Here is a 17,922-nt window from a genome sequence, read left to right on the forward strand (position 1 = left end):
TCGCGCGGCAAATTAGATCGATTCAATCTTCAGTCAAGCGCTCGTTCTTGAAAGTGCTTGGGCCAAGCGACTCGCTTGAACTCGGTTGGTGAGAGCCGATCGGGTTAGTGATCCCTGGGGCCTCTTGCCTCGAACTCCGCCTTCTTGGCATCGGAGGCATCAGTCTGGTTGAGCGCCTGCCATTCGGCATAGGGCATGCCGTAGATGATCTCGCGCGACTGGTCCTTGCTGAGATCGACGCCCTCGGCCTCCGCGGCGTCGCGATACCAGTTGGAGAGACAGTTGCGGCAGAAGCCGGCGAGGTTCATCAGGTCGATGTTCTGCACGTCCGTGCGTTCGCGCAGATGCGCGACCAGCCGGCGGAAGGCGGCGGCTTCGAAATCGCGTTTTTGCTCGTCGCTGAGTTCCGTCATCGAAGCCTCCTTACTGCAGCCCGGTGCGCGAGCCGAATCGATTGACGTGATGTATATCGGGACGGCGGTTGATCGCGTCAACGATAGGCGCCAGCCGTTCGGCCCAGGCGACCGCATCCTTCCGACCGGCGATCAGGTCCTGACGGATTTCGATCAGCGCATGGGCAAAGCCGTTGACTATGGCATGCCTGAACATGGTGTCGCCACGCAATGCGCCGTCATAGGGCTCGTTGTCGCCAACGATAAGGCTTTTGTCCTCGGCAAGCATTTCGATCAGCGGTCGCGCCACCCGGTCGTCGCGATCCCACAAGACACCAACATGCCAAGGGCGCACGAGCCCCTGCATGAACGGGGTGAAGGAATGTACCGAAAAGATGAAGGGCGCACTTGCGGAAGCCTGTGCCACCGAGGCGACCATAGCGCCGACCGCATCGTGATAGGGCCGATAGAAGCGGTCGAGCCGCCTTTCACGTTCTCTCAACGCAAGTGGATAATTTCCCGAAATGACGGTGCCGTCATAGAGTTGGCGGATCAGCGTCGGATCGTCCTCGCCGCGATTGGGATCGATCAGAAGTCGCGAAAAATTGGCGAGTACCGCCGGCACGCCGAGCAAAGCTGCCAGTTCGCGCGTCACCGTCTCGACACCGATGTCGTAGGCGATATGGCGATCGAATTCCGCCGCCGGCAAGCCGAGGCTGCCATACTCTTCCGGCAAGTCGCGGCGGGCGTGATCGGCCAAAAGCACGATGCCTCGCTTGCGGTCGCCCTCGACGATGTCGAAAGGTGCGAAAACTGTGGATCGGGTCATCGGCGGAAAATGGTCTGTTCGCTGGCTTCCGGGGAGGATGGTATCGTCATTCCACGAAGGGGATCATTACGCAATGCCGTCGTTTGGCCACGGTTTCTGCGGAAATCTGGCGGAAGGCGACAGATCGTGCGCCGAAGCCTTTCTAAATCGATTGGAATTGAGCAAAAGGGCGCGTTGACATGCGCCCGGACTTTTCCGAAAAGGGGCGTTGAGAGATGCGAATGTGGTTCTTAAGGGATTTCAGGATGGGTTCCGCCGGCAGGCCGCGCGTGCGCTATGCCTTCGCCATGCCGCTCCTCACCCTTGCTGTGGGCCTCGCCGCGATGGTTGCGGCCTCGCCGGCGCGCGCCGATTTCCGTGTCTGCAACGCCACGCAGAACCTGGTCGGCGTCGGCATCGGCTATCGCGCCAAGGCTGGCTGGATCACCGAAGGCTGGTGGCACATCGAGGGATCGAGCTGCAAGACGCTAATCGAAGGGCCGCTGTCATCAAGATTTTACTATCTTTATGCAGAAGACGCCGAGCGCGGCGGGCGCTGGGATGGCCCGATCAACATGTGCGTGGCCGAAAAAGAGTTCAAGATCGCCGGCGTTACCGATTGCGTCGCCCGGGGCTTCCAGCGCGCCGGATTCCAGGAATATGACACGGGCGAGCAGGCAAGCTGGATGGTCCAGCTGACCGATGACCCCGCAACGGGGGGCGTTCCAGCCGCCCCGGGAACAAACAGTCAATGAGACGCAGCCGCAAGGTCAAGATACTCGCCACTATCGGTCCGGCCTCCTCCTCCGAGGACATGCTGAAGAGGCTCTTCGAAGCCGGCGCCGACGTGTTTCGCATCAATATGAGCCACACCGATCATGAATTGATGCGCACACTTGTCGGTCGCATCCGCACCGTCGAGAAAGCGGTCGGCAGGCCGATCGGCATTCTCGCCGATCTGCAGGGGCCCAAGCTGCGGGTCGGCAAGTTTGCCAACGGCAAAGAGACGCTGACACTCGGCCAGACCTTCACGCTCGACGACAATCCCGAGCCCGGCAATTCGACCAGGGTCTATCTGCCCCACCCGGAAATCCTGAGATCGGTCGAGGCCGGTCACCGCCTTTTGGTCGACGACGGCAAGCTCGAGCTGAAGGCGGTGAAGAGCGACGGCAAGGCGATCGTCTGCACTGTCGTCGCCGGCACCAGCATCTCCGACAAGAAGGGCGTCAGCCTGCCCGACACCGATCTGCCGGTCGGCGCGCTGACCGAAAAGGACCGCAGGGATCTCGACGCGGTGCTGGCCACCGGCGTCGACTGGGTGGCGCTGTCATTCGTCCAGCGTCCGGAGGATTTGGCCGAAGCGCGCAAGATCGCGCGCGGCCGGGCGCTCATCATGGCCAAGATCGAAAAGCCTCAGGCCGTCGCTCGGCTGGCCGAGATCATCGAACTTTCGGATGCCTTGATGGTTGCCCGCGGCGATCTCGGCGTCGAAATGCCTCTCGAAGCCGTGCCCGGCATCCAGAAGCAGATCACCCGCGCCGCGCGCCGCGCCGGCAAGCCCGTGGTGATCGCCACGCAGATGCTGGAATCCATGATTACCGCGCCGGTGCCGACCCGCGCCGAGGTGTCGGACGTCTCGATCGCCGTGTTCGAAGGCGCCGACGCTATCATGCTCTCGGCCGAGTCCGCGGCCGGCGCCTACCCGGTCGAGGCAGTGGCGATGATGAACCGCATCGCCAGCAAGGTCGAAATCGACCCGACCTATGCCGGCATCATCAATGCGCAGCGCTCGGAGCCGGAAGCGACCGGCGCCGACGCCATCTCGCTCGCCGCCCGCGAAATCGCCGAGACGCTGAAACTGTCGGCGATCATCAGCTATACGGCGTCGGGCACGACCGGCCTGCGCGCCGCGCGCGAGCGGCCGCAGGTGCCGATCGTCGCGCTGTCGCCGATCGTCAACACGGCGCGGCGGCTGTCGCTTCTGTGGGGTACGCATTGCGTCGTCTCGCCCGACGCCATCGACCTCGACGACATGGTCGACCGCGCCTGCCGCATCGCTTTGGACGAGGGGTTCGGCAAGCCGGGCGATCGGGTCATCATCACGGCCGGCGTGCCGCTGAGGACGCCGGGCTCCACCAACATGCTGCGCATCGCCTATGTCGGGTCGGATGTGCAGGCCAGAGGTTAATGCAAGTGGCCCAAAAATGCGCAGCGATCTTGGGATGACAACAAACATCCAAAGCGCGTCGCATGAATCTCTTCAAACGCGACGGGCTTTAAGCCGCTCACCGGCGAATTCACCAAGCTGACGCCTTGCCTCTATGGGACCATGAGCGCAGCGACTTTCTGGCCCGGACCGAATTAAGTCGGTGAGGCGACGGCGAGCACGATCGAGATTATCAGCAAGAGCGGCCCCATCCATTTGAAATGGCTGGGAAGGCGTGCCAACCAGGCCCGTTGTCCAGCCTGGGATTGGTTTGGCATCTGGAGAAACCCGTAGCCGATGCCTGACATCCATAGGCCGACGCAAAACATTATGAATTCGTCGATGTAAGCTGCAATCATGATTGCCTAACCCCCTGACCCCCAGACAGGAAACCACACTTGGCGCTCACGGGCAAGCAGTGCCGAGACAGGTAAAAGCAACGAGATTGCTGGATTCACTGACCGGATGGGCGGCGTGAATATGTCGGAGCTTGGGTAGCCCGAGCGGCACCATCTGCACATAGCCCCGACGTATTTGAGCTTGAAGTCAGTTGAGGTAGTCTTTTCGGGCAAAAGAGGAGGTGATCCAATGTGGACTCGCACCGATCTTCTGAAGCTCCTCGGCATCGAACACCCGATAATCCAAGCGCCGATGAGCAGCATCACCACGCCGGAACTCGCGGCGGCAGTCAGCAATGCCGGGGGGCTTGGCTCGCTTGGATGTGGCATTCTGCCAGGGGCGGCCATTCGGGAGCAGCTCACGGCGACACAGCGCGCTACCAATCGGCCGATCAATGTGAACTTCTTTGCGCATCCGGTGCCAGCCCATGGTGATGAGGCGGCCCAACACATGCGCAATCGCCTTCACGGCTACTACGACGAGGTCGGCCTCGGGCCCGTGCCCCAACCGTGCGAGCCCTTTCCCAGCTTCGACGAAGAGCGCCTAGACATTGTGCTTGAGCTACGCCCAAAGGTGGTCAGCTTCCATTTTGGCCTGCCCGACACCAAAATTGTGCAGCAGCTGAAAGAGGCCGGCTGTGTTCTCTTGTGCTCGGCCACCACTGTCTCGGAAGCGCGGCAAATTGAGGCAGCGGGGGTGAACGCTATCATCGCTCAGGGATACGAGGCGGGTGGCCATCGCGGCACATTCACCGGTGATCCCGCTATCGGCACAGTCGGCACGATGGCGCTGGTGCCGCAGATCGTTGATGCCGTGCGCGTGCCTGTCATTGCAGCCGGCGGTATCTTCGACGGTCGCGGCATTGCTGCCAGCTTTGCACTAGGTGCATCTGGTGTGCAGATCGGCACGGCCTTCCTGGCTTGCCCCGAGGCCAATGTGCAGCCAGTCTATCGCGCCGGGTTGCGCGCAGCCTCTGACGAGAGCACGTCGGTCACTCGTTGCTTCACTGGTCGCCCGGCGCGCGTGGTCCGTAACCGGTTTGTGTTGGAGATGGCTGGCGAGGAAGATGCCGCACTGGAGTTTCCGTTGCAGGCGAGCCTGGCATTGCCGCTTTCGATGGCAGTGGATGAAAGCAGGCGGGCTGATTTCCTGCCCATCTGGGCCGGGCAGGGCGTTGCGAAATTGCGGGAGATGACGGCAACTGCCCTTGTGGAGAAACTCGTCGCGGAAGCTGGTTCATGACACCACCGACGATGCCATCGGCCGAGAGACATCGGCAGGAGAAAACCGGGTATGCGCCCGTGAACTGGGACTGACGCGACAGTCTCACCAGAGTTTCAGCCTTGCGGCCCGGCCTCCCGGCATCAGATCCCTTCGCCGGCAAGTTCTTCCGAAAGCGTGCCGACCTGATCCTGCGCGCTGCGCATCATCGGGTAGATACTGAGCACGCGCTGCCACGCTTCCAGCGCCGACTGCTTGTGGCCGGTCACGGCCATGATCTGCGCCAGGCCGGACAGTGCCCCGAAATGGCGCGGCTCGAGCTGCAGCGTGCGGTCGATGTCTGCCATCGATTTTCCAAAGTTATTCATCATGAAATGTACGGTGGCGCGCCGGTTCCAGCCTTCCGCATAGGCCGGTTGCAAGGTCACCACCTGGTCGAGGAAGTCGAGCGCCACGTCGAACTTTTTTTCTTCGGCCGCCTTCTGCGACCATTGCATCATCAGGTCGATCGAGGCGCTGCCGGATTGCGACCACTCATGCGATATGCGCGCGGCGATGCGCTCGGCAGCCTTTTCATTGCGCTCGCGCTTCAGGTCGACAAACAACTGGTCGAGCCTTGCCTCCCTGGTCGTGGCAATCGGAGGGGCGACCGCATCGTCCGCTTGAGCCGGAAGCGAGGCGGAACCGAAAAGAAAAAGCGCCGCGAAGAATGCAAAGAGAATCCGCATGATCCGGAATCTAACCCCGGACAGCAGATCGTCAAACTGAATTTAGCGTGAAAGGGCCGCCAGGCCGGCAAATCATGCAAGCGCGGAGGCACGCGCCCCCACGCGAAAAGACTCAGCCCTGGCGCGCCTTGTAGCGCGGAGCGGTCTTGTTGATGATGTACACGCGGCCCTTGCGGCGAACCAGCTGGTTGTCGCGGTGACGCGCCTTGAGCGCCTTGAGCGAATTCTTGATCTTCATGGTCTTGCCCGTCGGTCTGGGCCCAGTCTTGGGCCGAATTATTAAGGCGCGCTCGGAAAGCGCGCCTCTGAACTTGTGCGTGGCTCATAAACGAGGAGCCTTGCCCGTGTCAACCGCAGCATGTGGCGAGTTTGAGTTTCCGCCCTATCGAAGGCATTAAAGCAGCGCCGTCCAATAGCCTCAAACGTGACGGCTCATTCGCGTAAAATGGCCCATCTTGCGGCCGGGACGCGCTTCGGCCTTGCCGTAGAGATGCAGCATCAGATCGGGCTCGGCGAGCAGGGCCGGGACGCGCAGGACATCGTCGCCGATCAGGTTCTCCATGACGCAGTCGAGATGGCGGCCGGGATTTCCCAGCGGCAGGCCGGCGACGGCGCGAATGTGCTGCTCGAACTGCGAGACAATGCAGGCGGCTTCCGTCCAGTGGCCGGAATTGTGAACGCGCGGCGCGATCTCATTGGCCAGCAGCGCGCCGTCGGCAAGGACAAAGAACTCGATACCGATGACGCCGACATAATCGAGCGCCGCAAGTATTTTTGCCGCCGCCGCCTGCGCTGCAGCGGCGGTTTCGGACACTATCCTGGCCGGCAGGGTCGAGCTGTGCAGGATGCCGTCACGGTGGACGTTTTCTGCCGGATCGTAGGCGGCGAGCGAACCGTCCATGCCGCGCGCCGCGATCACCGAAATCTCGCGTTCGAAGCCGACGAAGGATTCGAGGATCAACGGCACGTTGCCCATCGACTCGCAGGTGCCGGCAAAGCCGCCCGTTTCCATGTTGCGGAACACGCGCTGGCCCTTGCCGTCATAGCCCATGCGCCGCGTCTTCAAAACGCCGCTGCCGTCGAACTTTTTCAGCGCCGCCGTCAACTCGTCGTCATTGTCGACGGAACAGAAATCTGCCGTTGGAATGCCGATGCCGTTGAGGAATTTCTTCTCTGCCACCCGGTCCTGCGCCACTTCCAGTGCGCGTGCCGGCGGATAGACCGGGACCGTGACGGCAAGCGCGTTGGCGGCCATGACCGGCACGTTCTCGAACTCATAGGTGACGACGGCGCTGACTGTCGCCAGTTCGGCGAGCGCAGCCGTGTCGTCATAGGCGGCGGCAATCTGCCGGTTGGCGACCTGTGCCGCCGGGCAATCCGGCTGCGGCTCCAGCACGACGGTACGATAGCCGAGGCGGGCGGCGGCCATGGCCAGCATGCGGCCGAGCTGGCCACCACCGATGATGCCGATGGTCGATCCGGCGGGCAGGCTCATGGCGCATCCGTGGGCTCGGCGGCGACCCTGGCGGTCTGGGCGGCGCGCCAGGCCTCGAGCCGGGCAGCGAGCTTTTCGTCGGTCAGCGCCAGCACCGCCGCAGCCAGAAGGGCGGCATTGGTGGCGCCCGCCTTGCCGATGGCTAGCGTACCGACCGGAATGCCGGCCGGCATCTGTACGATGGAGAGCAGCGAGTCCTGTCCGGAAAGTGCCTTCGATTCCACCGGCACGCCAAAAACGGGGAGCGGCGTCATTGCCGCCGTCATTCCCGGCAGGTGCGCTGCACCGCCGGCGCCGGCGATGATCACCCGAAAACCGGCGGCCTTGGCGCCCTTGGCAAAGTCATAGAGCCGGTCGGGAGTGCGATGAGCCGAAACGATCAGCCGCTTGTGCGGGATGCCCAGTGCCTCCAGCGTTTCGGCGGCGTGGCGCATCGTCGCCCAGTCGGACTGGCTGCCCATGATGATGGCGACGTCGGCGCGGTGATCGTCCAAGCTTCTGCTCCCGGCGGCAAAGGCGCGCATTAGCGGAATTCGGGATCGACGGCAAGGATACCATGCCTCGGCGCAGCATTCAGGCGCATGGCGCCATGTTACCTAATCCGGCCAGCGCAAGGCGCCGGCGCTATCCTTGCGAGCCGACTTCATGGCATCGGCAGGACGGTCACTTGCGCTCAACACTGCCCGCAGGCGCTCGGCGACGATCTCCGCCTCGCCAGGATGAAGGTTGCAAGGGTCGAGGAAGAAGTGACCGCGCTCGACCTCGTGGTTGCGGACGATAATGGGAGGCGAACCTGCCGCCAGCGCCGAGGCAAGGCCGGCGGCGGTGAACCTGCTTTCGGGCGTAACAAACACCTGCAGGCGTTCGAGCGGATTGCCGGTCGGATCGGGAATGACATGCGCGGCGATACCGGGCAGCCCTTGCAATGCGTCTCTCCACAGATGCAAAGCCACTTCTTCCCGCTTGCGGATACCGGCATGGTCGCGCCGCTCCCAGGCCTCCAGGGCGGCCATGGTGCCGGCGATGCTTTCCTTGCCGATTTTCATCGCCCGAGCAACGCCACGATTCTGCAGATAGGCGGCCCGCACCAGATCCTTGCGCCCGGTGACGATGCCGCTTGTCGGTCCGCTGAGGAATTTGTGCCCGCTATAGACGACGATGTCGGCGCCGCGTGCGAGAAAGGCGCGCAAATCGTATTCGGAGGCGGCGTCAACGATCACCGGGACGCCCCTGGCATGGCAGATTTCACAGAATTCCTCGAGCGAAAGCATGCCGTATTGCACGGTGTGATGCGCAACGACATAGAGGCCTGCCGCGGTACGGTCGGAGATCGCCTCGCGCACATGATAGTCCTGCGTCACGCTGACCGTGCCGGCCGGTACGGTCCTGGCCCCGGCAAGCCGGATCGACTGGTCGATCGGCGCGCCGTAGTTGACGATGTGACCGAGCTGGACAATGACCTCGGACTTGAGGCCCTCCGTGTCGTCCGGCAGCCGCTCGATCGCGAGTAGGTTGGTGCCGGTCATCGTGCCGGCAATCGCCATGGTGATGCCGCTGGCGCAGCAAGCCGTGACGAAGCCGGCCTCGCCTCCTGTGAGGCGCGCGACGACCGTGCTTGCGGCGCGTTGCAGGTCGTCCATCTCCACCCACTGCGACGCGATCTCCGACATCGCGGCGATCGCTTCCGGGACGATGATCGAGGCGCCGAGCGCTGTCATCGTGCCGGAAACGTTGATGATCGGGCGGAGGCCGAGCCGTTCGCGAATTGTCGTGTTGGAGCCGTTTGCCGAATAGGTTTTCATTTTTGCGGATCCCATTTGGTAGACATCAGGCGGCGATCTCGACCACCGCCTCGATTTCGACAGTGATGTTGCCCGGCAATGAGCCGACACCGATCGCCGAGCGGGCGTGCCCGCCGATATTATCAAAGACAGCGGCGAAAAGATCGGAGCAGCCGTTGACCACTTTCGGATGGTCACTGAAGGTCGGGATCGCGTTGACGAAGCCAAGCAGCTTGACGACGCGCACGACGCGGCCGAGGTCGCCTGCCGCGGCGTGCATGACGGCGAGCAGGTTCAGCCCGGTGAGACGGGCATGCTTATAGGCCTCTTCAACAGTGACGTCCTCGCCCACCTTGCCGGTGCAAAGCGTGCCGTCGGCGCGCAACGGGCCCTGGCCGGAGAGGAAGATCAGCCGTCCGCTTTCGGCGTGGGTGACGAAGTTGGCGATCGGCGCCGGCGGCTCGGGCAGCGTCAGGCCCAATTCGGCGAGCCGGATGTAAGGCGTCATGAAAAAGGCTCCTTGCGACAGCTTTCGCCGTCCATGTCAGAAATGCGAGGCACGAAACCGCGCCAGGAAACTGCGGAGACGCTCATTATCGATCTCCGCGCCCAGAATCTCGGCAGGCGGGCCTGCGGCGCTGACGCCGCCATCCGCCATGAAGACGATGCGGCTCGAGGCGTCGCGCGCAAAGGCCATCTCGTGCGTGACCATCACCATCGTCATGCCGTCCTCAGCCAGGCTGCGCACGACCTCGAGCACCTCGCCGACTAGTTCCGGGTCGAGCGCGGATGTTATCTCGTCGAGAAGCAGGATTTTCGGCTCCATCGCCACCGCCCGGGCGATGCCGACACGCTGCTGCTGGCCGCCGGAAAGCTCGGCCGGCAGGCTGTCGGCCTTGTGGGCGAGGCCGACCCGGCCGAGCCAGTGCTCGGCAATGGCACGTGCTTCGGTACTGCTCTTGCCGCGCACCTTGCGCAGGCCAAGCATGATGTTGCCAGCCGCCGTCAGATGCGGAAACAGGTTGAAACTCTGGAACACCATTCCGGTTTCGGCGCGCATCTTCGCCAGGTCGCGCTCGCTGCGGCGCTGGCGTGTTCCTGTGTCGCGGAAGCCGACCTCCTTGCCGTCGATGCGGATGGAGCCCCTGTCGTAGCTCTCCAGGAAGTTGACGCAGCGCAGCAGCGTGGTCTTGCCGCTGCCGGAAGGTCCGATGACAGTCACCACCTCGCCGCGTGTCACCTGCAGGCTGACGGAGCGCAGGACCTCGACGGATCCAAAGGATTTGGAAACGTCGGAGATGTCGAGAAGCGCCGGATTGGCGGGCGGGGCGATGGACATCTTGCTATTCCCGAATAAAGGAGAAACGCCGCTCCAACCGTCGGCTGGCCAGGGAGAGGGCGTAATTGACGACGAAGTAGATGACCGCACCGAGGATGTAGAGCGGCATCGCCTCATAGGTGCGGCCGATGACCTGGTTGATGGCGTGCATCAGGTCGGTGATGCCGAGCAGCGAGACAAGCGCGCTGCCCTTCACCGCATCGGTGACGCCATTGATCCAAGGCGGCAGGAAGCGCCTGAACGCTTGCGGGAAGATGACGTAAGCCAGTCGCTGGCGAAAGGTCAGCCCGATCGCCATCGCCGCTTCGGACTGCCCCTTCGGTATGGAACCGACCGCACCGCGCAGATACTCGATGACCTGCGCCGTCTTGAACAGGGTGAGTGCCAGCACGGCTGCCCAGAAGGATTCCAGATGGATGCCGACGGCAGGCAGGCCGTAATAGACGAAGAAGATGAGCACCAGGATCGGAATGCCGCGTATGGTGTCGCTGAAAATCCGCACCGCCCAGCGCAGCGGAGCCGGGCCATAGACAAGGCCGACGCCCATCATCACGCCGGCGACGAGCGACAACACCACGACCAGCAGCGACACCCATAGTGTCACGGCAAAACCCTGGGCCAGGAAAGGCAAGGAATAGGCGATCTGGCCAAGCATCCTAGTGCATCGCCCTGAACCGGCGCTCGACAAGCCGAAGCGCATAAAGAAGCGCATAGCCGGTCAAGAGGTACATCGCCGTCACTACAAGATAGACCTCGACGATGCGGAAGGTGTTGAAGTTGATCCACTGGGCGCCGTAGGTGAGCTCGGGCACCGAAATGACCGAGGCAACGGACGTGTCCTTGAAGAGCGATAGGAACGTGTTGGAAAGCGCGGGCAGCGTTATCCGCAACATCGTCGGCAGGCGCACATGGACCAGCCTTTGCCAGGGCGTCAGGCCGATCGCCTTGCCGGCGTCGAGCTGTCCGCGCGGAACCGCTTCGAGCCCCGAGCGGAACACCTCGACCAGATAGGCGCCGCTATAGAGCGACAGCGTGGCAACGAATGAGGTCTCCGAGCTGTAGGCGATGTCGACCACCGTCGGCAGGCCGTAGAAGACGAGATAGACGAGCAGGATCAGCGGCACGTTGCGGATGAACTCGACATAGGCGGCGATGACGGTCCGCACCGCACGCCCGGCCGACACGTACCAGACCGCCAGAAGCAGCCCGATGACGATGCCGATCGCGATGGAGATCACGGCCAGCTCGAGGCTGAGCAGCAGCCCTCCCCAGAGCTTGTCGAAATGCCGCCAGATCAGGTTGAAGTTTAGGGTATAGCCCATGTGTCCCTGTGATACCGAAGGGCCGTTGACGAGAAGGAGGCGGAAGGGCGCGGCCCTTCCGCCAGCTTGCATCAGATGACCGGGAAGCCGGGATGGCGCGCCGGCGGCTCCTGTCCGAAATAGTCCTTGAATGCAGCGTCATAGAGCGCCGTCTCATGGCCGAACATGGCGGTGGTGAAGGTCGTGTTGACGAAGGTCAGCCAGTCGAGGTCGCCTTGCCGAAGTGCGGCGCCGTAAAGCATCGAGAACCAGCTCTTGCCGGCATCGAAGTATTTGTCCGGATTACGCGAGGCGAGCCAGCGGACCGTCGACAGATCGACGGCGGCGCCGTCGACGCGCTTCGATTCCAGTGCCTGCAGCACGTTGGCCTGCGTGTCTATCTGCATCACCTGCGCCTCCGGCAGGACGATTCGCACATTTGCCTCGGCATCGACGTTCTGCAGGATGGAAATCCGTGTCGCCGAACCGCCGGCAAGCAGCTGGTCGAAGGTCTTGTTTTCGGCGTTCGGAAGGGTCAGCAAGGCGATGCCTTCGACGTAATAGGGCCGGGAAAAGTGGATCAGCTGCGAGCGCTGGGCGGTCATGGTCATGAACTGAATCGAGATGTCGACTTTGTTGGTGGTCACGTTCGGAATGCGCTGCGCCGGATCCTGCATGACGAATTCGACCTTGGTCGTATCGTCGAAAAGCCCCTTGGCAAGAATGCGCCCCATGGTGATGTCCATGCCGACCAGCTCGCCGGCATCGTTTTCGAAGTGCCAGGGCGCGTTGGTGCTGCCGGTGCCGACGATCACCTTGCCGCGCTCAAGAACAGTGCGCAGCAGGCTGTCCGGTGCAGCTTGCGCTGCCGCCTTCTGAACATCGATCGTTGCTGCTGCGCCCACCACTCCGGCCGTTGCAAGCCCTGCCATTCCCAGTTTCAGAAATTCACGTCTTTTGGATGTGTCGTTCACGGCGACCTCCTTCGTGTTGTGTTCCCCTTGGCGATACATGCGCCAGTGATCTGCTGGATTGTCTCTTACAAAAGACACATGTATCCTGTACAAGACAGATATTAACATCAGGAATCAGTAATGCAAGATGGCAATGCCTTGGCAGCGCGGTCGGAAGCTGGTCCGGACGATGACAAGATTGCGAGCTCCCGCGAGAAGGGTCTCAACCGGGTGCTCCATATCCTGGAGTTTCTTCACGCGAACCAGCGAGCGATCGGGATTGGCGATCTCGCCAAAGGAGTGAATGCGCCGCGCTCGACGATCTACACGCTTGTGCGCTCGCTCGTGGATGCGGGCCTGCTGGAAATGGCCGGCGACGGCAATCGGGTCTATTTCGGAAAGAAGCTTTATCTCTACGGAATGGACTACGTGCGCGGCAACGACTTGCTCAGGAGAGGGCGTCAGGAAGTCGACAATCTGTCGCGCGAGACAGGCGAGACCTCTGAATTGTGCATGCTGCAAAGCGGCCGCTACACGATTGTCCATTCAAGCCCGGGCACCAGGCCATTCCGGATCAGCTCGGCCACAGGTTTGCAGATCCCGCTTCCCTGGACCGCTTCCGGGCGATTGCTTCTCGCCGGTTTCGAACGGGCCGTGATCGAAGACATGGTGTCTGAGGACGATCTCGTCCTGCCGGACGGCCGCAGATTGCTGCTGGACGACTTCATCGCCGATATCGCTACGGCTGGCGATGTCGGCTACTGTGTGACCTCCGGTCTTGTCGACGCCTATACAAAATGCCTTGCCGCGCCGGTCTTTTCAGCTGCCGGAAAGGTCGAGGCGACGATATGCCTGGTGGTTCCCATCGACACTTCCGAGGAGAAGACCGGCAATCTCATTGCCCTGCTGCGCGAACGCGCCGCGAGGCTTTCGATCACGGGATGAGCAGGATTTGCCGCGACGGTAAGTGGATTCGCTCACGCGATGATGTCGGGGATGATCCGGTCTTCCAGCGCCATCAGCCGGTCTTTCAGGAAAAGTTTTTTCTTCTTCATGCGCTGGATCTGCAGAGGGTCGCAGCCCATGGCGATCATCGCGTTGATCGCCGCGTCGAAATCGGCATGCTCTTGCTTCAGCCGAGAATATTCGAGGCGGATATCGGCCTGTTCCTGTTCGGACATTATCTACCGTCTGCACGTCTGCGGCGCCCAAAAATGGGCCTGATTGGGCGGGGCCGGAGGTATCTTGCACCGGCGCGCAGCCAATACCACATTTCGTATTGTCGTGAAATGCTACCACGCAGCATTCGACATCGATGCCCGATAGTGGCACACTGTCATTATGCCGTCACAGAAGCGAGCCTGCGGTGGACGCGCCTTGACGGCTGCAATCGAGGAAACCATGAAAGGGAGAACCAATCATGTCTCTTGCATCCCATCTTGATGAGCTGCAGCGGAAACACGGCGACATCGAACGCGAAATCGATGATGCGATGAACCATCCATCGGTCGATGACCTCGAAATCGTGAATCTCAAGCGGCGCAAGCTGGCACTCAAGGACGAGATTGAAAAACTGAAGGCGAAACCGAAACCGACCACGCACTGACGTTCTTCTACAGCGCCGCGCGTCCTTTGGACGCGCAAAGGGCGCTGTCGCATTTCTGATTGGCGCATGATCCTTTCCGAAAATCGTTTCGATTTTCGGGTTCACGTGCAGGGATAGCTGCACGCTTTGCGCGCGACCATCTTCTCCGGTGGCAACCAATGCCGCCGGAACGTTTCTTTATTTGTCCGGCGGTCGATTTGACAGGTCTGCCTGCCCGTCGCCATTGACAAGCCATCTTTGCTCCTCCACCTCATGCCCGGACCTTCTACAGCGCCGCGCGTCCTTTCGGACGCGCAAACGACGCTGTATTTAGTTTTTTGCGCATGATTGTTTCCGGAAACCGATTCCGGAATTCGGCGCTAACAAAGGGCAGCCGGCCATGACCGGATATTTTTCTTCACCATTCCCGCGCCGTTCATCGGTCGGTGTCGATGTCGGCGGCGTGATGGTCGGCGGGGGGGCGCCTGTCGTCGTTCAGTCGATGACCAACACCGACACCGCCGACGTCGACCAGACAGTCGCTCAAGTCGCGGCGCTGCATCGCGCCGGCTCCGAGATCGTGCGCATCACCGTCGATCGCGACGAAAGTGCCGCCGCCGTGCCCGCCATCCGCGAGCGGCTCGAACGGCTCGGCATCGATGTGCCGCTGGTCGGCGATTTCCACTATATCGGCCACAAGCTGCTCGCCGACCACCCGGCTTGCGCCGAGGCGCTGGCCAAATACCGCATCAATCCGGGCAATGTCGGCTTCAAGGACAAAAAGGACCGGCAGTTCGCGGCGATCGTCGAGATGGCGATCCGGTACGACAAGCCGGTGCGCATCGGCGTCAACTGGGGGTCGCTCGACCAGGAGCTTCTGACCCGGCTGATGGACGACAACCAGCGCCAAGGCTTTCCGCTGACCGCGCAGGAAGTGACGCGCGAGGCGATCGTGCAGTCGGCGATCCTTTCGGCCGAAATGGCCGAGGAGATCGGCCTTGGCCGCGAGAAGATCATCCTGTCGGCCAAGGTCAGCGGCGTGCAGGATCTGATCGCCGTCTACACCGAGCTCGCCACCCGCTCCAACCACGCGCTGCATCTCGGCCTCACCGAGGCCGGCATGGGTTCGAAAGGCATCGTAGCCTCGTCCGCGGCGATGGGCATCCTGCTCCAGCAAGGCATTGGCGATACGATCCGCATCTCGCTGACGCCGGAGCCGAATGGCGACCGCACGCGCGAGGTGCAGGTGTCGCAAGAACTCCTGCAGACCATGGGATTCCGGCAGTTCGTGCCGATCGTCGCCGCCTGCCCCGGCTGCGGTCGCACGACCTCTACCGTGTTCCAGGAACTCGCCCAGAATATCCAGGCGGATCTGCGCAAAAACATGCCGGTGTGGCGTGAAAAATATCCCGGCGTCGAAAACCTCAAGGTCGCGGTGATGGGCTGCATCGTCAACGGTCCGGGTGAATCCAAGCATGCCGACATCGGCATTTCGCTGCCCGGTACCGGCGAGACGCCGACGGCGCCGGTGTTCGTCGACGGCAGGAAGGCGGCGACGCTGCGCGGCCCTTCGATTGCCGCCGACTTCGAAAAAATGGTCGCCGATTATATCGAGCAGCGGTTTGGGCAACCTGGCAAGGCCGCGGCGGAGTAGGTCGATGCGGCGCTTCCTCTGGGCGACGCCGGTTTTGCTTGGTGGATTGGTTTTGCTCGGCGCGCTCGGCTGGGCGACAGCCGCCCACGCCGATCCGCCCCGCCCCGCCAAGCAGCGGCTGCTCGACCGTGTTTGCAACCTGATCGAGGCCCATGCCGATCAAAACGGCCTGTCCAAGGATTTCTTTGCCCGGCTGATCTGGAAGGAAAGCCGCTTCGATCCCAATGCGGTCAGTCCGGTCGGCGCCGAAGGCATAGCCCAGTTCATGCCAGGCACGGCCAAGATACGCGGCCTTGCCAATTCCTTCGATATCGAGCAGGCCATCCCGGCCTCGGCAAAATATCTCGCCGAGATGAAAACCGGCTTCGGCAATCTGGGCCTGGCGGCCGCCGCCTACAATGCCGGTGAAAACCGGGTGTCGCGCTGGCTGAGTTCCGGTGGCTTCCTGCCGATGGAGACCGAAGACTACGTTCTGGACATCATGGGCGAGCCGGCCGACAGGTTCACCGACGCCGCCTATGCCGGCACCATCCGGCCGCTCGACAAGAAAGCGAGCTTCGCGGTCGCCTGCCGCAGGCTGCCGGTCATCAAGTCCCAAACCGTGGCCATGGCGTCGATCAACATCAAGCCGTGGGGCGTGCAGGTGGCCGGCAATTTCCGCCGCGCCGCGGCTCTCAGTCAATGGAATGGTGTGAAGCGCCGGTTTCCGGCCTTGCTTAAGGGCCATAATCCGGTGGTCAGCCGGGTGCGCACGCCGATCGGCAGGCGCGGCATCTATGCAGTCCGGATCGGCGCCGACTCCAAAGCCAAGGCCAACAATATCTGCGAGAAACTGCAAAGCGTCGGCGGTGCATGCATTGTGGTGCGGAATCGGTAAGGGCGATATGTCGGCGCTTGTTCGGACCTGAAAGTGCTGGCATGCGGCACGCCATCGCCGCGATGGGGGCAAGGCAACAACCTCATTGTCGATAATGTGCTGTGCGACGGCGAGATGCCGGAGTATCTGAGGTGGCTGTCGGATTTCGATCTATGCCTGGTCGGCGTCTTTGCTCCGCTGGACGTTCTCGAAGGCTCGCGAAATCCAGCGGGTCGACCGCTTGCCCGGGCTGTCGCGCTGGCAAAAGACCGCGTGCACAAGAATATCGGCTACGATCTCGAAATCGACACCAGCACGCTCACGCCGCTGCAGTGCGCCAGGCGCATAAAAGCAAAATTCCAGCTATAGGCCCACCATGTCCGACCGTCTCTACAGCGATCCCGACCTCGTCCAGTTCTATGATATCGAGAACGAAGGCGGCGTGGACTTCGACTATTGCGTCGGCTTTGCCAAGGACGCGGGCTCGGTTCTCGATCTCGGCTGCGGTACCGGGCAATTGGCGGCGGCGCTCGCCGATCGGCGCAGCGTGACCGGCGTCGATCCGGCGCCGGCGATGCTCGACGTCGCGCGCCGCAGAGCCGGCGGGCAGAGGGTCGACTGGGTCGAGGCCGATGCGCGCAACGTCCGGCTCGGACGACGCTTCGACCTGGTGATTTTGACCGGGCACGCCTTCCAGGTGTTTCTGACGCCAGAAGATCGAGAGGCGGTGCTTGCCACGATCGCCGCTCATCTGGCTGCCGACGGGTGCTTCATCTTCGATACGAGAAATCCAGTCGCGCAGGAATGGCTCGAGTGGACGCCGGAACGGTCGCAACGGGAACTCAGTCATCCCGAATTGGGCACGGTAAGAGCGTGGAACGATTTTCGGCGCGATCCCGCTACCGGTGTCGTCACCTACTCGACCCATTATGAAATCCCCGACAGTGGGCGGGTGCTCAGCGCCGAATCGGAAATCGCCTTCCCGACAAAGGAAGGCCTTGCGCAGATGCTGGACGAGAGCGGACTGGTCGTCGAAGAATGGCTCGGGAGTTGGCAGGGCGAGCCATATCTCGATACCTCGCCGGAAATCATCCCGATTGGCCGGTTGCGCTAGCTCGGATGGTTTGCCTTGAGCGGTTTTCCATCTTTTGCCGTGACCGATTGAGCGCACGGACGAGCCGAAAGCACCACCGGCCAATTGCGG

General features: G+C 62.3%; 23 protein-coding genes. 9 read left to right on the forward strand and 14 right to left on the reverse strand.

The features are described from left to right. Nucleotides 1-104: 104 nt before the first annotated feature. Nucleotides 105-413 carry a DUF1244 domain-containing protein gene (locus EOA78_RS05430; RefSeq protein WP_127314224.1) on the reverse strand — a complete coding sequence of 103 codons (309 nt, stop codon included), beginning with the start codon at nucleotides 411-413 and terminating at the stop codon, nucleotides 105-107. Between the two features lie 10 nt (nucleotides 414-423). Continuing rightward, nucleotides 424-1,221: an N-formylglutamate amidohydrolase gene (locus EOA78_RS05435; RefSeq protein ID WP_127314225.1), complete on the reverse strand. Its 798-nt coding sequence runs from the start codon at nucleotides 1,219-1,221 to the stop codon at nucleotides 424-426. Nucleotides 1,222-1,508: 287 nt separating this feature from the next. Here EOA78_RS05435 and EOA78_RS05440 point away from each other — a divergent pair, with 287 nt between their 5' ends. Then, nucleotides 1,509-1,955, forward strand: a complete 447-nt coding sequence (locus EOA78_RS05440) for a DUF1036 domain-containing protein (protein ID WP_245316137.1) — start codon at nucleotides 1,509-1,511, stop codon at nucleotides 1,953-1,955. Continuing rightward, a complete protein-coding gene (gene pyk, locus EOA78_RS05445; RefSeq protein ID WP_127314226.1) occupies nucleotides 1,952-3,388 on the forward strand; it encodes a pyruvate kinase in 1,437 nt (478 codons plus the stop codon). The genes EOA78_RS05440 and pyk overlap by 4 nt, the downstream gene beginning before the upstream one ends. Nucleotides 3,389-3,561: 173 nt before the next feature. Here the strand turns inward: pyk and EOA78_RS36905 are convergent, their stop codons facing one another. Then, nucleotides 3,562-3,765 (reverse strand): hypothetical protein, encoded by a 204-nt coding sequence (locus EOA78_RS36905; protein ID WP_127314227.1) that lies wholly within the window; start codon nucleotides 3,763-3,765, stop codon nucleotides 3,562-3,564. A gap of 229 nt (nucleotides 3,766-3,994) precedes the next feature. Between EOA78_RS36905 and EOA78_RS05455 the strand changes: the two genes are divergently transcribed. Beyond that, entirely contained in the window at nucleotides 3,995-5,047 is a 1,053-nt protein-coding gene (locus tag EOA78_RS05455; protein WP_127314228.1) for a nitronate monooxygenase, read from the forward strand. 122 nt (nucleotides 5,048-5,169) lie between these two features. Here the strand turns inward: EOA78_RS05455 and EOA78_RS05460 are convergent, their stop codons facing one another. The 10 genes from EOA78_RS05460 to EOA78_RS05505 form a co-directional block, all read right to left on the reverse strand. Next, nucleotides 5,170-5,754, reverse strand: coding sequence for a hypothetical protein (locus EOA78_RS05460; RefSeq protein WP_127208728.1), 585 nt, complete (start codon nucleotides 5,752-5,754; stop codon nucleotides 5,170-5,172). Between the two features lie 112 nt (nucleotides 5,755-5,866). Then, entirely contained in the window at nucleotides 5,867-5,992 is a 126-nt protein-coding gene (ykgO, locus tag EOA78_RS05465; RefSeq protein ID WP_006327841.1) for a type B 50S ribosomal protein L36, read from the reverse strand. Between the two features lie 180 nt (nucleotides 5,993-6,172). Then, nucleotides 6,173-7,249, reverse strand: coding sequence for a 5-(carboxyamino)imidazole ribonucleotide synthase (locus EOA78_RS05470; protein ID WP_127314229.1), 1,077 nt, complete (start codon nucleotides 7,247-7,249; stop codon nucleotides 6,173-6,175). Beyond that, complete coding sequence (gene purE / locus EOA78_RS05475) at nucleotides 7,246-7,743, reverse strand: 5-(carboxyamino)imidazole ribonucleotide mutase (RefSeq protein WP_127314230.1); 498 nt, start codon at nucleotides 7,741-7,743, stop codon at nucleotides 7,246-7,248. Before purE ends, EOA78_RS05470 begins: the two co-directional genes overlap by 4 nt. Nucleotides 7,744-7,845: 102 nt before the next feature. Next, nucleotides 7,846-9,051, reverse strand: coding sequence for an aminotransferase class V-fold PLP-dependent enzyme (locus EOA78_RS05480; RefSeq protein WP_127314231.1), 1,206 nt, complete (start codon nucleotides 9,049-9,051; stop codon nucleotides 7,846-7,848). Nucleotides 9,052-9,076: 25 nt separating this feature from the next. Next, a complete protein-coding gene (locus EOA78_RS05485; protein ID WP_127208725.1) occupies nucleotides 9,077-9,538 on the reverse strand; it encodes a RidA family protein in 462 nt (153 codons plus the stop codon). Between the two features lie 36 nt (nucleotides 9,539-9,574). Then, nucleotides 9,575-10,369 (reverse strand): amino acid ABC transporter ATP-binding protein, encoded by a 795-nt coding sequence (locus EOA78_RS05490; protein ID WP_127314232.1) that lies wholly within the window; start codon nucleotides 10,367-10,369, stop codon nucleotides 9,575-9,577. Nucleotides 10,370-10,373: 4 nt separating this feature from the next. Next, nucleotides 10,374-11,024 (reverse strand): amino acid ABC transporter permease, encoded by a 651-nt coding sequence (locus EOA78_RS05495; RefSeq protein WP_127314233.1) that lies wholly within the window; start codon nucleotides 11,022-11,024, stop codon nucleotides 10,374-10,376. 1 nt (nucleotide 11,025) lies between these two features. Further along, nucleotides 11,026-11,691: an amino acid ABC transporter permease gene (locus EOA78_RS05500; protein WP_127314234.1), complete on the reverse strand. Its 666-nt coding sequence runs from the start codon at nucleotides 11,689-11,691 to the stop codon at nucleotides 11,026-11,028. A 71-nt stretch (nucleotides 11,692-11,762) separates the two neighbouring features. Then, nucleotides 11,763-12,644 (reverse strand): transporter substrate-binding domain-containing protein, encoded by an 882-nt coding sequence (locus EOA78_RS05505; protein ID WP_127314235.1) that lies wholly within the window; start codon nucleotides 12,642-12,644, stop codon nucleotides 11,763-11,765. Between the two features lie 120 nt (nucleotides 12,645-12,764). Between EOA78_RS05505 and EOA78_RS05510 the strand changes: the two genes are divergently transcribed. Continuing rightward, nucleotides 12,765-13,568 (forward strand): IclR family transcriptional regulator, encoded by an 804-nt coding sequence (locus EOA78_RS05510; RefSeq protein ID WP_127314236.1) that lies wholly within the window; start codon nucleotides 12,765-12,767, stop codon nucleotides 13,566-13,568. Between the two features lie 32 nt (nucleotides 13,569-13,600). Here the strand turns inward: EOA78_RS05510 and EOA78_RS05515 are convergent, their stop codons facing one another. Next, complete coding sequence (locus tag EOA78_RS05515) at nucleotides 13,601-13,804, reverse strand: YdcH family protein (RefSeq protein ID WP_023797035.1); 204 nt, start codon at nucleotides 13,802-13,804, stop codon at nucleotides 13,601-13,603. 239 nt (nucleotides 13,805-14,043) lie between these two features. Between EOA78_RS05515 and EOA78_RS05520 the strand changes: the two genes are divergently transcribed. From EOA78_RS05520 to EOA78_RS05540, 5 genes are all read left to right on the forward strand, one after another. Beyond that, on the forward strand, nucleotides 14,044-14,229 hold the full coding sequence (locus EOA78_RS05520; RefSeq protein WP_023797036.1) for a YdcH family protein: 186 nt from the start codon (nucleotides 14,044-14,046) through the stop codon (nucleotides 14,227-14,229). A gap of 379 nt (nucleotides 14,230-14,608) precedes the next feature. Continuing rightward, nucleotides 14,609-15,862: a flavodoxin-dependent (E)-4-hydroxy-3-methylbut-2-enyl-diphosphate synthase gene (gene ispG, locus EOA78_RS05525; protein ID WP_127314237.1), complete on the forward strand. Its 1,254-nt coding sequence runs from the start codon at nucleotides 14,609-14,611 to the stop codon at nucleotides 15,860-15,862. A 4-nt stretch (nucleotides 15,863-15,866) separates the two neighbouring features. Further along, on the forward strand, nucleotides 15,867-16,739 hold the full coding sequence (locus EOA78_RS05530) for a lytic transglycosylase domain-containing protein (protein WP_127314238.1): 873 nt from the start codon (nucleotides 15,867-15,869) through the stop codon (nucleotides 16,737-16,739). A 33-nt stretch (nucleotides 16,740-16,772) separates the two neighbouring features. Further along, nucleotides 16,773-17,087: a hypothetical protein gene (locus tag EOA78_RS05535; RefSeq protein ID WP_164783647.1), complete on the forward strand. Its 315-nt coding sequence runs from the start codon at nucleotides 16,773-16,775 to the stop codon at nucleotides 17,085-17,087. A 7-nt stretch (nucleotides 17,088-17,094) separates the two neighbouring features. Continuing rightward, a complete protein-coding gene (locus EOA78_RS05540; RefSeq protein ID WP_127314240.1) occupies nucleotides 17,095-17,832 on the forward strand; it encodes a class I SAM-dependent methyltransferase in 738 nt (245 codons plus the stop codon). The last annotated feature ends 90 nt before the right edge of the window (nucleotides 17,833-17,922 follow it).

It is taken from the genome of Mesorhizobium sp. M5C.F.Cr.IN.023.01.1.1 (genome assembly GCF_003997585.1).
Classification (GTDB): domain Bacteria; phylum Pseudomonadota; class Alphaproteobacteria; order Rhizobiales; family Rhizobiaceae; genus Mesorhizobium; species Mesorhizobium wenxiniae.

Coding starts and splice junctions, on each gene's coding strand:
- EOA78_RS05515 (WP_023797035.1), bottom strand. CDS start 13,804: ATGTCCGAACAGGAACAGGCCGATATCCGCCTCGAATATTCTCGGCTG.
- EOA78_RS05480 (WP_127314231.1), bottom strand. CDS start 9,051: ATGAAAACCTATTCGGCAAACGGCTCCAACACGACAATTCGCGAACGG.
- EOA78_RS05510 (WP_127314236.1), top strand. CDS start 12,765: ATGCAAGATGGCAATGCCTTGGCAGCGCGGTCGGAAGCTGGTCCGGAC.
- EOA78_RS05485 (WP_127208725.1), bottom strand. CDS start 9,538: ATGACGCCTTACATCCGGCTCGCCGAATTGGGCCTGACGCTGCCCGAG.
- EOA78_RS05495 (WP_127314233.1), bottom strand. CDS start 11,024: ATGCTTGGCCAGATCGCCTATTCCTTGCCTTTCCTGGCCCAGGGTTTT.
- EOA78_RS36905 (WP_127314227.1), bottom strand. CDS start 3,765: ATGATTGCAGCTTACATCGACGAATTCATAATGTTTTGCGTCGGCCTA.
- EOA78_RS05500 (WP_127314234.1), bottom strand. CDS start 11,691: ATGGGCTATACCCTAAACTTCAACCTGATCTGGCGGCATTTCGACAAG.
- ykgO (WP_006327841.1), bottom strand. CDS start 5,992: ATGAAGATCAAGAATTCGCTCAAGGCGCTCAAGGCGCGTCACCGCGAC.
- EOA78_RS05455 (WP_127314228.1), top strand. CDS start 3,995: ATGTGGACTCGCACCGATCTTCTGAAGCTCCTCGGCATCGAACACCCG.
- EOA78_RS05520 (WP_023797036.1), top strand. CDS start 14,044: ATGTCTCTTGCATCCCATCTTGATGAGCTGCAGCGGAAACACGGCGAC.
- EOA78_RS05490 (WP_127314232.1), bottom strand. CDS start 10,369: ATGTCCATCGCCCCGCCCGCCAATCCGGCGCTTCTCGACATCTCCGAC.
- EOA78_RS05540 (WP_127314240.1), top strand. CDS start 17,095: ATGTCCGACCGTCTCTACAGCGATCCCGACCTCGTCCAGTTCTATGAT.
- EOA78_RS05435 (WP_127314225.1), bottom strand. CDS start 1,221: ATGACCCGATCCACAGTTTTCGCACCTTTCGACATCGTCGAGGGCGAC.
- EOA78_RS05530 (WP_127314238.1), top strand. CDS start 15,867: ATGCGGCGCTTCCTCTGGGCGACGCCGGTTTTGCTTGGTGGATTGGTT.
- EOA78_RS05440 (WP_245316137.1), top strand. CDS start 1,509: ATGCCGCTCCTCACCCTTGCTGTGGGCCTCGCCGCGATGGTTGCGGCC.
- pyk (WP_127314226.1), top strand. CDS start 1,952: ATGAGACGCAGCCGCAAGGTCAAGATACTCGCCACTATCGGTCCGGCC.
- EOA78_RS05430 (WP_127314224.1), bottom strand. CDS start 413: ATGACGGAACTCAGCGACGAGCAAAAACGCGATTTCGAAGCCGCCGCC.
- ispG (WP_127314237.1), top strand. CDS start 14,609: ATGACCGGATATTTTTCTTCACCATTCCCGCGCCGTTCATCGGTCGGT.
- EOA78_RS05470 (WP_127314229.1), bottom strand. CDS start 7,249: ATGAGCCTGCCCGCCGGATCGACCATCGGCATCATCGGTGGTGGCCAG.
- EOA78_RS05460 (WP_127208728.1), bottom strand. CDS start 5,754: ATGCGGATTCTCTTTGCATTCTTCGCGGCGCTTTTTCTTTTCGGTTCC.